This is a genomic window from Mesorhizobium sp. YC-39, assembly GCF_025753795.1.
In the GTDB taxonomy this organism is placed as follows: domain Bacteria; phylum Pseudomonadota; class Alphaproteobacteria; order Rhizobiales; family Rhizobiaceae; genus Mesorhizobium.
The window spans coordinates 539,983-554,969 of the sequence record NZ_JAOWPS010000005.1; the positions used below are offsets into that span (position 1 = coordinate 539,983).

15 protein-coding genes are annotated in these 14,987 nt (G+C 60.9%); 11 read left to right on the forward strand and 4 right to left on the reverse strand.

The features are described from left to right. The first annotated feature begins 6 nt into the window (after positions 1–6). The 5 genes from tpiA (at position 7) to OHD62_RS28280 (ending at position 5,385) form a co-directional block, all read left to right on the forward strand. A complete protein-coding gene (gene tpiA, locus OHD62_RS28260) occupies positions 7–774 on the forward strand; it encodes a triose-phosphate isomerase (RefSeq protein ID WP_263789884.1) in 768 nt (255 codons plus the stop codon). Between the two features lie 177 nt (positions 775–951). Further along, complete coding sequence (gene secG / locus OHD62_RS28265; RefSeq protein WP_263789886.1) at positions 952–1,413, forward strand: preprotein translocase subunit SecG; 462 nt, start codon at positions 952–954, stop codon at positions 1,411–1,413. A 212-nt stretch (positions 1,414–1,625) separates the two neighbouring features. Next, positions 1,626–2,762, forward strand: coding sequence for a L,D-transpeptidase (locus OHD62_RS28270; protein ID WP_263790192.1), 1,137 nt, complete (start codon positions 1,626–1,628; stop codon positions 2,760–2,762). Between the two features lie 217 nt (positions 2,763–2,979). Then, on the forward strand, positions 2,980–4,617 hold the full coding sequence (locus OHD62_RS28275) for a CTP synthase (protein ID WP_318528612.1): 1,638 nt from the start codon (positions 2,980–2,982) through the stop codon (positions 4,615–4,617). Between the two features lie 228 nt (positions 4,618–4,845). Continuing rightward, positions 4,846–5,385: a DUF1697 domain-containing protein gene (locus OHD62_RS28280; RefSeq protein ID WP_263789890.1), complete on the forward strand. Its 540-nt coding sequence runs from the start codon at positions 4,846–4,848 to the stop codon at positions 5,383–5,385. A 36-nt stretch (positions 5,386–5,421) separates the two neighbouring features. Here the strand turns inward: OHD62_RS28280 and OHD62_RS28285 are convergent, their stop codons facing one another. Further along, the gene (locus OHD62_RS28285) at positions 5,422–6,879 is read right to left on the reverse strand and encodes an NCS1 family nucleobase:cation symporter-1 (protein WP_263789892.1); all 1,458 of its coding nucleotides are present in this window, start codon (positions 6,877–6,879) and stop codon (positions 5,422–5,424) included. 433 nt (positions 6,880–7,312) lie between these two features. Next, positions 7,313–7,564: a hypothetical protein gene (locus OHD62_RS28290; RefSeq protein WP_263789894.1), complete on the reverse strand. Its 252-nt coding sequence runs from the start codon at positions 7,562–7,564 to the stop codon at positions 7,313–7,315. A 112-nt stretch (positions 7,565–7,676) separates the two neighbouring features. Here OHD62_RS28290 and OHD62_RS28295 point away from each other — a divergent pair, with 112 nt between their 5' ends. From OHD62_RS28295 to OHD62_RS28320, 6 genes are all read left to right on the forward strand, one after another. Next, complete coding sequence (locus OHD62_RS28295) at positions 7,677–7,910, forward strand: hypothetical protein (protein WP_263789897.1); 234 nt, start codon at positions 7,677–7,679, stop codon at positions 7,908–7,910. Then, on the forward strand, positions 7,907–9,361 hold the full coding sequence (locus tag OHD62_RS28300) for a TolC family protein (protein WP_263789899.1): 1,455 nt from the start codon (positions 7,907–7,909) through the stop codon (positions 9,359–9,361). The genes OHD62_RS28295 and OHD62_RS28300 overlap by 4 nt, the downstream gene beginning before the upstream one ends. Before the next feature lie 16 nt (positions 9,362–9,377). Then, on the forward strand, positions 9,378–10,736 hold the full coding sequence (locus OHD62_RS28305) for a multicopper oxidase family protein (protein WP_263789900.1): 1,359 nt from the start codon (positions 9,378–9,380) through the stop codon (positions 10,734–10,736). Between the two features lie 43 nt (positions 10,737–10,779). Continuing rightward, positions 10,780–11,268 (forward strand): cupredoxin family protein, encoded by a 489-nt coding sequence (locus OHD62_RS28310; RefSeq protein ID WP_263789902.1) that lies wholly within the window; start codon positions 10,780–10,782, stop codon positions 11,266–11,268. A 26-nt stretch (positions 11,269–11,294) separates the two neighbouring features. After that, a complete protein-coding gene (locus OHD62_RS28315) occupies positions 11,295–11,579 on the forward strand; it encodes a copper-binding protein (RefSeq protein ID WP_263789904.1) in 285 nt (94 codons plus the stop codon). 464 nt (positions 11,580–12,043) lie between these two features. Beyond that, on the forward strand, positions 12,044–13,456 hold the full coding sequence (locus OHD62_RS28320) for an adenylate/guanylate cyclase domain-containing protein (protein WP_263789906.1): 1,413 nt from the start codon (positions 12,044–12,046) through the stop codon (positions 13,454–13,456). 450 nt (positions 13,457–13,906) lie between these two features. Here OHD62_RS28320 and OHD62_RS28325 read toward each other — a convergent pair whose 3' ends face one another. Both OHD62_RS28325 and OHD62_RS28330 read right to left on the reverse strand, forming a co-directional pair. Next, the gene (locus OHD62_RS28325) at positions 13,907–14,275 is read right to left on the reverse strand and encodes a hypothetical protein (RefSeq protein WP_263789907.1); all 369 of its coding nucleotides are present in this window, start codon (positions 14,273–14,275) and stop codon (positions 13,907–13,909) included. Between the two features lie 198 nt (positions 14,276–14,473). Further along, entirely contained in the window at positions 14,474–14,800 is a 327-nt protein-coding gene (locus tag OHD62_RS28330) for a hypothetical protein (RefSeq protein WP_263789909.1), read from the reverse strand. Positions 14,801–14,987 lie beyond the last annotated feature (187 nt).

Genomic DNA, 14,987 nt, shown 5'->3' on the forward strand with positions numbered 1-14,987 from the left:
AAACCAATGACGCCAGGAATCCGCCCGCTGGTCGCAGGCAACTGGAAAATGAACGGCACCAGTGCCTCGCTCAACGAACTCAGAATGATCGGCAACGGCTTCATGAGCGGGCTTGATGCGGAGACCGAAGCGCTAGTCTGCGTTCCGGCGACGCTGCTTGCGCATGCCGCTGAGATTCTGTCGCGCACGCCGGTCCGGGCCGGGGGCGAGGATTGCCACCCCAAGGAAAGCGGCGCCTATACCGGCTGTATTTCGGCCGAGATGCTGAAGGATGCCGGCGCCAGCCATGTCATCGTCGGTCATTCCGAATGCCGTGAGCAAAGCGGCGAGGACGACGCAACGGTTCAGGCCAAGGCATCGGCCGCATGGCGCGCCGGGCTCGTGGCCATCGTCTGCATTGGCGAGACCAGGGCCGAACGCGAAGCCGGCGCCACGCTCGACGTGCTGTCGCGCCAGGTTGCCGGCTCGGTGCCGCCGGACGCCACGGCATCGAACACCGTCATCGCCTATGAGCCGGTATGGGCGATCGGAACGGGACTGACGCCCACTGCCGCCGATGTCACTGAGGCGCATGCGCATATCCGTGAAAAACTGTCGGAAAAGCTCGGCGGTGCCGCGGCCAAGATGCGCATCCTCTATGGTGGCTCGGTCAAGCCTTCCAACGCGGTCGAACTGCTCGGCGTCAGGAATGTCGATGGCGCGCTGGTCGGCGGCGCCAGCCTGAAGGCGGCGGACTTTCTCGGCATCGCCGAAGCCTATCGGAATATCTCGTAATATCCGGACCTCTTGCTGGCCTCGAGCGGGCCGCGCGGCGGCTGAAATCGTTGCAAAGGGCGCATTGCTTCCCATATTCCGGCCACGGGCTTGGAAATGCCGTCAAAGCATTGTATTGAGCCGCCTCCAAATCACCGGTCGTATCCGCGGCCGCGCAAGGCCTTGCCAGGATAAACTATGGAAACCGTACTGATCGTCGTCCACCTCATGGTCGTGCTCGCTCTTGTCGGCGTGGTGCTTTTGCAGCGCTCCGAAGGCGGCGGCCTCGGCATCGGCGGCGGCTCCGGCTTCATGACCGCGCGCGGCGCCGCCAATGCGCTGACGCGGGCTACGGCGATCCTGGCGGCGGCTTTCTTCGCCACCTCGCTGACGCTATCGATCGTTGCCCGCTATGGCGAGAAGCCGATCGACATTCTCGACCGCGTGCCGGCAACGGATGGCGCGGGCAAGGGCGTGCTCGATCAGTTGCCCGGCACCACGGCGCCAACGCCGCCCTCTGGTACCACGGCGCCGACACCGCCCTCCGGCAATGATGCCGCGGCGACGCCCCCGGCTTCGCCCCCCGCGGCGGGTTCGACCACGCCGCCGGCCACGAACGGCGTTCCCTTGCCGGTCACGCCGCAGGTTCCAAACCAGTAATCGTTAATATTTGGTTTCCGCGATCTGTTGTTGTTTGAACACAGTCGCGGCAAATGCCGCAAGATCACGAAGAATCGACCGGGCGCGGCACGACGGCCCGCTTGAGGCGACTCCGGCTAATCGATTATAGATTGCGCGCGGCACTTTCGGCGTCCTTGGGGGACGCCGGGCGACGCCGTGGGCAACAAGCATTGAACGATCGGATCTTCGCCATGCAGCTTCGCAGCTTCATTTTAGCCGGCCTTTGTGCCGTGCTCGGCCTGAGTGCGCCCGCTTACGCGGCCATGCCGGCGGGCAGTTCGGCTCCCAAAGCCGCTGTTACAACAGACATCGTCAACGTCGCCGCCAAGAGCGACGCGGCACAATTGAGGCTTCTCAAGAAGAAGAAAAATCCGACCTCGGAAGATCTTTCCCAGATCAGCAAGCTGGAAGCCAAGATTGCGGCCGACAAGGAAGCCGCCAAGGCCAAAGCGCTCGAGGCGAGAAAGCTGGCGATGCGCGCGGCGGCCAAGGCCAAGGCGGATGCGGAGCGGCAGGCGTTTCTTGACAAGAAGGCCCTGGCGAAGAAGGGGCAACCTGCCGAGACCAAGGTGGCTGACGCCAAACCGGCCAAGAAGAAGACCATCAAGCTCTTCGAGCCGATTCAACCGATCGCGCCGATCCAGTCAGCGGAACCACTTCCGGCCGAGGCGATGAATATCGCGTTGACCGGCAACAATGGCGAGTTGCGAAGCGAGGCGATCGCGCAGAAACCGCAAAGCGTCGGTCTCTTCGCCGGCCTGTTCGGCGGCACGTCCTCGTCCTCCTCGATGTCGCTGCTTCCCGAGACGCGCGCACTTGACGCCGCACTTGCCAGGAAGGAAGCCAAGAAGCAGTTCAAGGTAAAGCCGGAATTCGTGCCTCAGGAAGTCGAATTCTCCGGCTACAATCCGGGCACCATCGTCATCGATACCAGCGCGCGTCGCCTCTATCTCGTCGAATCCTCGTCGACAGCCCGCCGCTACGCGATCGCGGTCGGCCGTGAAGGCTTGCAGTTCAAGGGCACGGTTGCCGTTGGCGACAAGCAGGAATGGCCGCGTTGGATCCCGACGCTCGACATGCAGAAGCGCGAGCCCAAGCATTACGGCCAATACAAGGACGGCATGCCCGGCGGCGGCGAAAATCCGCTCGGCGCGCGCGCCATCTATCTCTATGACGGCAAAAAAGACACCCATCTGCGCATTCACGGCACCATCGCGCCGCAGTCGATCGGAACCAGCGCCTCCAATGGCTGCTTCCGCATGATCAACGAGCACGTCATGGACCTTTACCGCCGGGTGAAAGTCGGCACCAAGGTCGTCATCATCTGACGTTTTAAACGATACTGCCGAAAGGGCCGGCCTCGCCGGCCCTTTTGTTTTGCTCGATCCTAGCCGAACCCATCCCCGATACGACGGGCTGGGTTCGACCATGATCTTATCCGAAAACCGGATTCCACTTTTCGGGATCATGGTCCAAGCGCCTTCTTGGGAAAAAGCCTTCGCGGCGGTTTTTTCTCTGGCGGAATCAATTCGGCCGCGTTAAGCGATGACTCCCATGGCGCGATATGTATTCATCACAGGCGGCGTGGTTTCCTCACTTGGAAAAGGCATCGCTGCAGCGGCCCTTGGGGCTCTCTTGCAGGCGCGAGGCTATCGCGCGCGCATCAAGAAGCTCGATCCCTATCTCAATGTCGACCCCGGCACGATGTCGCCATACCAGCATGGCGAGGTCTTCGTGACCGATGATGGCGCCGAGACCGACCTCGATCTCGGCCACTATGAGCGCTTTACCGGCCGCTCGGCCAATCAGCAGGACAACATCACCACCGGCCGAATCTACAAGAACATCATCGAGCGCGAGCGGCGCGGCGACTATCTCGGTGCCACCGTGCAGGTCATTCCGCACGTCACCGACGAGATCAAGCATTTCGTCCTCGACGGCAATGACGACTATGACTTCGTGCTCTGCGAGATCGGCGGCACCGTCGGCGACATCGAGGCGATGCCGTTCCTGGAGGCGATCCGCCAGCTCGGCAATGATCTGCCGCGCAACAACGCGGTCTACGTCCATCTGACGCTGATGCCCTATATTCCGACGGCGGGCGAGTTGAAGACCAAGCCGACCCAGCATTCGGTCAAGGAATTGCGCGGCATCGGCATTGCGCCCGACATCCTGCTGGTTCGCGCCGACCGTCCCATTCCGAAGGAAGAGCGCCGCAAGCTGTCGCTGTTCTGCAATGTCAGGGAAAGCGCGGTTATCCAGGCGCTCGATGTGCCGCACATCTACGATGTGCCGATGGCCTATCACAAGGAGGGGCTGGATTCGGAAGTGCTGGCTGCCTTCGGCATCGATCCGGCGCCGAAGCCGCGCATGGAGCCCTGGCAAGCTGTGTCCAGTCGTATCCACAACCCGGAAGGCGAGGTGACCATCGCCGTCGTCGGTAAATATACCGGCCTCAAGGATGCCTATAAATCGCTGATCGAGGCGCTCTCGCATGGTGGGTTGGCCAACCGCGTCAAGGTCAAGCTCGACTGGATCGAAAGCGAGATCTTCGAGAAGGAAGACCCGACGCCCTGGCTGGAAAAGGTGCATGGCATCCTGGTCCCCGGCGGTTTCGGCGAACGCGGCTCGGAAGGCAAGATCCTGGCGGCGAAGTTCGCCCGCGAGCGGAAAGTGCCGTATTTCGGCATCTGCTTCGGCATGCAGATGGCCTGCATCGAGGCGGCGCGGTCCCTGGCCGGCGTCGAGCACGCCTCGTCGACGGAGTTCGGCCCCACCGATGAACCGGTCGTCGGCCTGATGACCGAGTGGCTGAAGGGCAACATGCTGGAGAAGCGCAAGGAGACCGGCGATCTCGGCGGCACCATGCGGCTCGGCGCCTATCAGGCCGAACTCGCCAAGGGTTCGAAGATCGCCGACATCTATGGCGACACGCAGATTTCCGAGCGCCACCGCCATCGCTACGAGGTCAATGTCGACTACAAGGAGCGACTCGAGGATTGCGGCCTGGTGTTTGCCGGCATGTCGCCGGACGGCGTGCTGCCGGAAACGGTCGAATATCCCGACCATCCCTGGTTCATCGGCGTGCAGTACCATCCGGAGCTGAAAAGCCGGCCGCTCGATCCGCATCCGCTGTTCGCCAGCTTCATCGGGGCGGCGGTGGAACAGAGCCGGCTCGTCTAGGGTGCGTTGATATTCAGGTGATGCCGGCCTGCGAACGGCGGTTCCTGCGCTTCCAGTGCTCACGTACCCAAATGACGCTCCGCTCCGGCCTTCGCCGGCCGGAGCGCTCATAGGCGCCTCCGTGCTATGAAGGCTACGGCCGGCGTAGGCCGGTTCTCGGAAAACCACCATTCTTGGCTCGGCCTGACCTGAATCTCAACGCACCCTAAAAGGCCCCGGGGGGTCACCATGCAGACCTATGTCGCGCTGCTCTACAGTATTGTCCTCGGCGAGGGGCGGCGGGTTGTCATGGCCGACCTCAAGGCGATGGCGGAAGGTCTGAGGCTGAAGAACCCGCGCACGCTGGTGGCGACCGGCAATCTGGTCTTCGAAACGAAAAAGACAGAAATCGCCGCGCTCGAAAGCCGGTTGGAGACGGCATTTGAGAAAATTTTCGGCCGCCATGTCGACATCATCGTGCGCAGCGCGGATGACTGGCTGAGGCTTGCGGCCGGCAATCCGTTTTCGGCCGAATCGGCGGAGGCACCCGATCAGGTGGCGGTGCGTGTGATGCGGGCGCCTGTGCCCGACGAAGCCGTCACCGCGCTCAAGGCCTATATCGGCAGGGACGAAAAGCTGCAGGCGGTCGGCGGCGATCTCTGGATCGTCTTTTCGCGCGAAACGCCGAGTTCGCGGCTGCTCGCGGCGGTGAGCCACAAACGTCTCGGCATCGGCACCTCGCGCAACTGGAACACGGTGCGCAAACTGGCCGAGATGGTCGTCAAATAGGATGGGGCGGCATTGCGCCGCCCCAATTTGTTTCCCTCAGGCCTTCGCCATCCGTGCTCCGGCGCCCAGCGCCATCGTGCGCAACACGTAGTAGATGGCGCCAGCTATTGCGACGCCGAAGAACCAGCCATAGACGCCCCACCAGGACGGCAGCCAGTTGGTGAAATTCGGCAGGATCGAGGAGAAGATCGCGCCGATTCCGGCGGCGATGAAGGCGTTGACATGCCAGCCGCTCTGGAAGCGGAACTCGCCGTCCTCCCTGTAGAGCGCCTCGACGTCGACCTCGCCCTTCCGGATCAGGTAATAGTCGACCATCATCACGCCGAAGATCGGGCCCATCGTCGCGCCGATGATGTTGACGAAGGAGGCAGCACTGCCTTCCCATGGCGCGAAGGGATAGAGCACCAGGGCGATCACGGCCGCGATATAGCCGCCCTTCTTGAAGTCGATCTGCCGGGGAAAGACATTGGAGAAGTCGAAGGCCGGCGAGACGAAGTTCGCCACGACGTTGATGCCGAGCGTCGCCACGGCGAAGGTCAGGGCCGCGAGCGCGGCCAGGAACCAGCTGTCGAACTTGGCCGAGATCTGGTCGGGGTGCAGCAGCACCTCGCCATAGACGTCGAAGGCGGCGATGGTGGTGACGCCGGCGACCAGCGAGAACAGAATGAGGTTGACCGGCAGGCCCCAGAGGTTGCCCTTGCGCAGCGATGCCTTGTCCGGCGCATAGCGGGCGAAATCGCAGAAGTTGAGATAGAGCGCTGAGAAATAGGTCACCCAGATCGCCGCCACCGCAAACAGCGAGGTCCACGAACCCGGCGTGCCGGGCACGCCCGCATCCTTGGTCTTGTCGAGCAGCACATCCATCGGGATGTCGCTGGTGAAGGCAAATCTCCCGGATTTGACGCAGAGATAGATGGCCAGGATCAGCATCATCACCCATACCGCTGGCCCGGCCCAGTCCTGGAAGCGGCGCACCGTTTCCATGCCGTTCTGGATGATCAGCAGTTGCAGCGCCCAGATGACCACGAAGCAGATAACCTCCAGCCCGGTATGGCCGAGGAAATGCGTGTTGGCGTTGAAGTCGGCGAACCATTGCGAGCGGATCAGCAGCGCCACGATCGCGCCGGAGGCAGCCGCCGTTTGCGCGCCGTACCAGAAACAGGCGACGATGGCGCGCACCAGCGCCGGTATGTTGGCGCCCCAGATGCCGAACGAAGCGCGGGCAAGCACAGGGTAGGGCACGCCGGTCTTCACGCCGGCATAGCCGACCATGTTCATCAATGCGTAGATGATCAGCGAGCCGATGCCGATGGCGATGATGAAATTGACGAAGCCGCCGCAGAACAGGAACAGGCTTGCCGCCAGATAGTAGCCCCAGAGGCTGTGAACGTCCGACGTCCAGACGTTGAAGATCGAGAATGGCCCCCAGTTTCGAACCTTCGCCGGAGCAAGATCCTCATTGTATAGGTCAGGTGATGCGCCTTGTATCGTCATTGCGATGTCCCCTTGTTGGCCGCACGCGCTCTCACGCGTTGGCCGTGCAGGCTAAGCCTGCCGCAAGGGAACCGGCAACCGATTGATTTGCCGGCTTTGGCCTTAAAGATATTCAATGAGAATCGCGCTTATCGATCGGACAATCGGCGCGGCCCGGAATTCGCGTTGCGGTATCGATTCGGTTTCATACTGTCGGAGGCTATTCGCTTCACATTTGGTTGCAGTGCAACAAGTCAATGCCAGTTGGTCTTGACAAATCAAGCGAACAATTGTCCCAAGGGGCTTGATGAGAAGCCTTGGCCGAATCTCGATTGCAGGAATTGCGCCGCTCCGCGCGGTGCTGGCGGTCGTGTTTCTAATCATGTCTTCTCTCCAGCCTGGCCTTTTCGCTACCGCGAACGCTACCGGTTTTCACAGCGACTCCGGGGTGACGCTAAAGGTTGAGGAATCTGCGCACGACACCCGCGGCCACGTTGGCCACCACGAACACGCGGCCGGGGCGGCCGAAACGGATGTGGACGAGGAACATCCCGGTGGTGAGAAATCGGCAGACAAGAGCTGCGAGGTCCATTGCGCGCCGGCCAATGCCGTGCCGGTAGATTGTCCTGACCTGGAACGCGCGGTCTCTCGCTGCTTTGCGGCCGTCGTTGCCGAAGCGTCGGCAGGCGGCGAGTATACAGCGCATATAAGGCCTCCCAGACACCTGAACTGACGCCGCCCCATCGAGGGCGTTCGCGCGCAGCGTGCGGAATCCGTTCCGGCGCGGCCTAACGCACACGTTTAGCTTCAGGTCTACAATGAAATTCGCAAGTCTCGCGATGCTCGCATCGCTTTTCGTTGCCGGATGCGCGGTAACCACCCCACCGACCGTCCTTCCAGCTTTCAATCCGTCTGATCCCGTGATGGGCATCCGTGATGCGCACTATCACCCGGTCGTCGCCAATTATCACCAGCGGGAGCCCGTCGATCCGCAGAACTGGCGGCGTCTCAATGAAGAACGCTCCCCTGCAAAAACCGGAGCTGGATCATGAAGCGCCGGTTCCTGAACACAGCTGCGGCCATGGCCATCCCGCTGATTGCCGCCGGATGCACGATCACCGCTGGCCCTGACGGTGTTTCCGACCCCGTTGCTGGCTTCACGACAGTCACGGCACGCGCCGGAGCTGTGACCGGCAAGAGAACGGCGTGGGTGCAGTCTCGCGAGGACGCGCAGACTCTCTCCGCGCAAGTAAAGAGCCTAGTTCAGAACAAGACCATTGGTCCGGACGTCGCGGTGCAGGTAGCCCTGCTCAACAACAAGGGCCTGCAGGCCGCCTACGCTGAGATCGGCCTGTCGGCGGCCGACATGTGGCAGGAATCGATGCTCGTCAATCCGACGATCTCGATCGGCATGATCGGCGTCGATCCTGTGCGGACGATTGAAGGAGCGGTGGTCAGCAACATCCTTGCGCTGGCGACCCACAAGCGGCGCGTCGAAGTCGCTGATGCACGTTTCCGTCAGGCCCAGCTCCGCGCCGCCGAAGAAACGCTACGACTGGCCGCGGACACGCGGCGGGCCTGGATCAATGCCGTATCGGCCTGGGAGAGCGTTTCCTATTTGAACAAGGCGCAAGCCGCCGCCGACGCTGCCTCCGAACTCGCTCAAAAATTGGGGGAGACGGGCGCCTTCACAAAGACCGGCCAAGCCCGCGAACACGTCTTCTACGCCGAGATCACCGGTCAGGCGGCGGAGGCGCGGCTCGCCGCGCGGACTGCCAAGGAAGAGCTCACCCGGCTGATGGGTCTATGGGGACCGGACGTCGATTACTCAGTCCCAAACATGCTTCCAACCTTGCCGAAGGGCGCCAAGGCCAAACGCGCAATCGAGGCGGAGGCGCTCAAAAATCGCGTCGACCTTGAGATTGCGAAACTTGAGCTGGAGGCGCTGGCCAAATCCTACGGCCTGACCGAGGCAACGCGCTACGTCACTGATCTCGAACTTCTTTCCGGCGTGGAAGTGGAACGCGAGGAATCGGAGGAGGGTGGAACGGAAACGAGTGTCGCACCCACTCTTGAGCTCGAGTTTGTCATTCCTATTTTCGATACCGGCAAGGCACGCATGCGCAAGGCCGAGCTGGCCTACATGCAAGCCGCAAACCGGATGGTGGAAAAGGCGGTCAACATCCGGTCCGAAGCCAGGTCTGCATATGACGCCTATCGCTCGACCTATGACATTGCCCGGCACTATCGCAACAGTGTTGTGCCGTTGCGAACAAAGATCGAGGCGGAGTCGGTCCTCACCTACAACGGCATGATCACCAACACGTTCGAGCTTCTGGCGGACACCCGCGCGAAAATCAGCTCGGTCATGCTTTCCCTCAACGCCAAGCGCAATTTCTGGCTGGCCGACGTCAATCTCGGAACCGCCATCCATGGCGGCGGAAGCTCATCCGGGGGCGGCGACGCACCGGCCGCAGCCGAAGCGAGCGCCGAAGGCCACTGAACTCAAGGAGAAGAAAATGCTTTCAAGACGTCAGTTGCTAGGTGCGGGAGCCATGCTCGCCGGCGCCACGGCGTGGACCAAGACCTCTGCGATGGGTTTGCCGGACGCCGCTGTCATGGAATCGCCGGATATGCAGCCACCGATATTTCCGACGAGCGGCCCGGATTACCAGCCCGTGGTGACGCTCAACGGTTGGACGCTGCCCCACCGCACGAACAATGGTGTGAAGGAATTCCACCTCGTCGCCGAGGCGGTTGAGCGAGAGCTGGCGCCCGGCATGACCGCTTATCTCTGGGGTTATAACGGCCAGTCGCCCGGTCCCACCATCGAGGCAGTCGAGGGCGACCGGGTCCGCATCTTCGTGACAAACAAGCTGCCGGAGCACACGACGGTTCATTGGCACGGCATGATCCTGCCCAGCGGCATGGATGGCGTGACCGGTCTTACCCAGCCGGGAATCCCGCCCGGCAAAACCTTCGTCTACGAGTTCGACCTCGTGAAGAGCGGCACCTTCATGTACCACCCGCACGCCGACGAAATGGTCCAGATGGCGATGGGTATGATGGGCTTCTTCGTCATTCATCCGAAAGACCCGAAGTTCATGCGGGTGGACCGCGACTTCGTGTTCCTGCTGAACGCCTACGACATCGAGCCCGGATCGTACGTTCCGAAAATCATGACTATGACTGATTTCAACCTGTGGTGTTGGAACAGCCGCCTCTTCCCTGGCATCAGCCATCTTGTCGTTTCCAAGAACGATAAAGTGCGGGTCCGGGTCGGTAACCTGACCATGACCAATCATCCGATCCACATGCATGGCTACGATTTCGAGGTGACCTGCACCGACGGGGGTTGGACACGTCCTGAGGCTCGCTGGCCGGAAGTATCAATCGACATTCCCGTCGGCGCCATGCGGGCCTACGAGTTCGAAGCCAAGTACTTGGGCGACTGGGCGATCCACTGCCACAAGTCGCACCATACCATGAACGCCATGGGTCATGACGTGCCTACGTTTATCGGTGTCGACAACTCTAAGGTCACCGACAAGATCCGACGCGTGCTGCCGGACTACATGGCGATGGGAGACAAGGGCATGGCTGACATGGGCGAGATGGAAATGCCGCTTCCCGACAACACGATTCCAATGATGACCGGTTGGGGTCAATTCGGCGCTATCGAAATGGGAAGCATGTTCTCGGTCGTGAAGGTCCGCGAGGGCCTGTCTGCGAACGATTACACCGATCCCGGATGGTACAAACATCCGGAAGGAACCGTGGCCTACGAGTGGACCGGTAATGTTCCAACCCCCACAAAATCAGGCGACGCAAAAACGATGGCCCCGGCAGAGCATGGCGGTCACGGCAAACTGGGATGAGAAACCGAAACCCCTCAACCTCAACAACGAAAGAATGTGCAGCATGAAACGTATATTAGCAGCGGCCGTTTTGATGGCGGTCAGTTCCGGAGCAGCTCTTGCCAGTGGAACCCACGCCGGAGGCCATGGCGACAAAGCCGCCACGATGGCGATCGGCAACCCTGGTGAGGCCAGCAAAGCAAAGCGGACTATCAACATCTCCATGTCGGAGAAGGATGACGGGACGATGTTGTTCCAACCGGCCGTGCTCAAGGTGAAGAAGGGCGAGACCGTTCGCCTGAAGTTCGTCAACAAAGGCCAAGTCGACCACGAATTCGTCATGGACGTCCATGAAGGGATCATGGACCACAAGGCGTTGATGGAGAAGTTCCCCGAGATGGAGCACGCCGATCCCAATTCGATCCGGCTGGCGCCCGGCGCCAGAGGCGAGATCATCTGGACGTTCGCCAATGCCGGCGAATTCGGCTTCGCCTGCCTGGTCCCGGGTCACTACGATTCCGGCATGAAGGGCGACATCAGCGTCGCCAAGTAACTATCAAAACCGCAAAGGAAGCGACCATGACACTATTCGTAAAAGCCATCTCGACACTCGTGCTGGTGTTCGCCATCGGCGGCAGCGCGCTTGCGCAGGAATACGTGAAAGGCGAAGTCCTCAAGGTCGACGCCAAACAGAAAAAGCTGACGATCAAACATGAGCCGCTGACGAATCTCGACATGCCCGCGATGACGATGGTGTTCGTCGTCGCGGAGGACGGCATGCTCAAGAAGGTCAAATCGGGTCAGGCGATCGAGTTCACAGCCGACCGCGTCAACGGACGCATCACAGTCACCGGTATAAAGTAGGCGAGGTGCGCGTAGAGCGGGCCGTCGGAAACATCGGCCCGCCGCCGTGGCTGCGAAGATCCTCTTTGGCCGTCGGATACCGGGCTGTCAGAGCAATCGACGACGGGTGCCTTTCGCTCTTCGAAACATGCGCAACGTCCTGGACCGGGGTATCAGTCTGCTGACTGCGGCGAGATTAAGCACTTCACGTCGCGCATGCTCCGACAAATCCCGAGAGATCAGACCGCGGCGCGATCGTTCAATCGGCACGGCCGCTGCTTTGGACCCTCGTCAGCCGCGACAGGTCTGCGAGAGCCGCTTTGGAATTTTGTGCTTGCCTGGCTCTCGCAAGCTGCGTGCCAAATGTAGCCGCTGTGGGCTTGTCTCTTGTGGACAACAAGCATCCCGCATCTGGTCAACGGACGGGGCCAAGGACCCGGTTCGTGCCGATGGGTTCATCTATCGCTAAATTGAGCCGAATGCCTATGACACCCAGCAGTCGCGCACGAACGGAAATCGATGATCTAATTTCGGTGGTCGAACAGCGCAACGAACTACGCACCGCTCTCTGGCGTTTCGTTGCTTTATTCGTGTTCGCGCTCTCTGTCGCGCTCGAACCGGACATCGTCAATCACGAGATCCACCTTACGCTGCTGAGCGCCTATGCCGCGATCACCTTTGTAGCTGTGAGCCTGGTAATAACGCGGTTGTTCCGACCGCGGCTGAATTGGGTCTATGTCGCGGTAGACGCGTCGCTCGTCATCTATCTGACCGCCGAGCACCTTCTTGATCCCACCTCCTCCTTGGTCGATGCACTGGCAACGCCAAGCCTCGTCATGGCGTTCGTGCTCCTTTCACACGCGAGTATGCGCATGCGCGCAGGGCCGGTTGCCGCCTTTGCAATCATCGTCATTCTCGGTTCCTTGGCCGTCGCCTTGTTGCCGGTTTGGGAAGATGGTTTTGAGGCTGTCTTCCGCCTCTCTTCGGAGGAAGTTCAGGCGGCGGTCGTTCGCCTTGCCGCTTTCACGGTCGTCGCGGCGATCCAGATCGTTCTGGTCTTGGACATCCGGCGGCTGGTGCAGGAAGTGGTCGCAAGTTCGAGCGAGCGGGCGAACCTGGCCCGCTTCTTCGCTCCCCAAACGGCCGAGCGCTTGGCAACCGGGGGTGCGCATCTCGGCCTTCGCCGCCAGGAGGCGGCAATACTGTTCGTCGATATCCGAGGCTTCACCGGGCTTTCCGAGACGATGCCGCTGGAGGAGATCGCGGTTCTCCTCACCGAATATAGGCGGCGTGTGACGCAAGCCGTATCGGGATATGACGGGATCGTGGACAAATTTATCGGCGATGGCGTCATGGCTGTGTTCGGGTTTCCTTTGCCGCTCGCGACCGCCGCGCGCGGAGCATTCGAATGCGCGGTCGAATTGTCTTACTTTCTCGAAGTGTGGAGCGAGGTCAGGATGCGCGACGGCAAGAATCCTCTAAGTTTCGCGATCGGCGTTCACTACGGCCACGTGATCGGAGGCGTCATACCTGGAGAACTTCATAGCGAATACACTGTGATCGGCGATTCGGTGAATCTGGCCGCCCGGCTTCAGGCGATGTGCAAGCTGACGGATGCCCGCATCGTCATCTCGGACGAACTCGCCAGAAAACTACCGCGGCATTGGAGGACGCCTGAGTGGCAAACGCTAAGGGGTGCAACCGTCCCGGGCCGCTCTGAAACCGTCGACGTCCATCTGCTGCCGACGCAGGCGTCAAAGATACAAAGTAGTCAACCGCAGGATCCGGACCGGAACGCCGCAAGGCCGCCCGGTGAGCCGCGAGTCGTGCGGCCTGTCACAGCGGCGGTGAAGCCAGAGCCTGTTCGACCACACCGAATGCCAAGTGAAGGTCGGTGACCCGATGAACCCCGCACCCTAAACACAGTCACTACTAAAGCGCGTCGCGTCTGATGAGATTCATGCGACGCGCTTTAAGTCTTTGTTTTTATGCATGTCGTTATCCCAAAACCGCTGCACACTTTTGGGCGACATGCATTAACTCTAGATCGCTTAAATGCCTCGGTGACGTTCCGCTCTACAAGAAAGTCAATCTGCCCACAAATGGGCCACACGACTCAGGAGCGACCGGGCAAGCCGTGCGCCTCGGATCCTGCGTGACCTGGATCCAGTTCGAGGCAATCGCTTCCGCTTATCATCGGGCTGATGCGGCTCGGCCAGCGCGGCATTTGGCCGACTGATCAGCACAGTTCCCCGCCTCTAAAGGAACGCGCAAGGCTCGGATGCATGCGCCTCGGGTTCAAAATCAACCGGCGGCGGCCCGCTCTGGCAATGCCGTCAGCACGAGCGTCACGACGAGGGGGCCGCGCAGAATGCTATCCAGAGATTTTCTTTCCAATCGTCAGGTGCCGAGCGGCTCGGAGGCATCTCAATAGGATATCGTCGTGTACCCACGCTCACATACGCCGGATAGGCACAGCGAACGCGTGCACGATGCCTGCCGGTATCTTCATACCTGATGGCGCCCTTTGCGTCCGTCTCGACTAAGCCAATAGCGACGTCAAAGTCATAGTCCCCATCTCGCGACACACTATTGTTCAGGACGCTGAGCTGGACCGACGTGGCGTCTGGAAAGTTGGCAGCGTAAAAAATCAGTTGCTCCGCTGCCATCAGGGGCGTAGCCACCAACACGCCGGCAAACAATGCAATGGCGCGCATTTCCTCCTCCCGAGGACCGAAGACGAGACTATCATCTCTCGTATCGATGTTCGAATCGAATCTCTGATCCAGCAGTGGGGCCGCCCGCAGGACTGCTACGCACGATTTCACAATATCCAGTTGCGGCCGCAGGCTATTGGCCAGCATTACCTGACGGAAACGTGAGGCTTGGGACCTTTTCTTGCACTGCACCACATGTCATGTTGCCTGGGTGAAGTTCTGGACCTTGTTCCCCCGGTTGCTCTCGATGCTGGCCGTCGTGAGCCTTCTGACCGCGCCGATGGTGACACCATCTGCTGCGGCGATGATGGTTGTCGAACCTATGGCAACAATGGCGGATATGGCATCCATGCCGGACGGCATGCCGTGTCCTTCGGACCAGAAGCAGCCAGTATCTGATTGCCAGAAGTCCTGTCCCCTCGCGACCTTATGTTTCGCCAAGTGCTTTTCGAGCGCGTCGACGACCGCAGCCATCACGCTGACCCGGTTATCTGCTGCTGACGTGATCGCGCCTAGCAATGACATTGGGCGGGATCTCCTGCCTAGTCCGCCACCTCCCAGACCTCCAAGAACCTGAATTCATCGAGACGGCTCCATCGGGGCCGTTTGTTGCCGCGCGGCTGAAGGCCCTGCGGCGAGAGCCCGTGGTTTTGGCAACAGCCTGACCACGAACCTGCCGGGCATTCCGCGCGGCCAAAATGATGAACTTTGG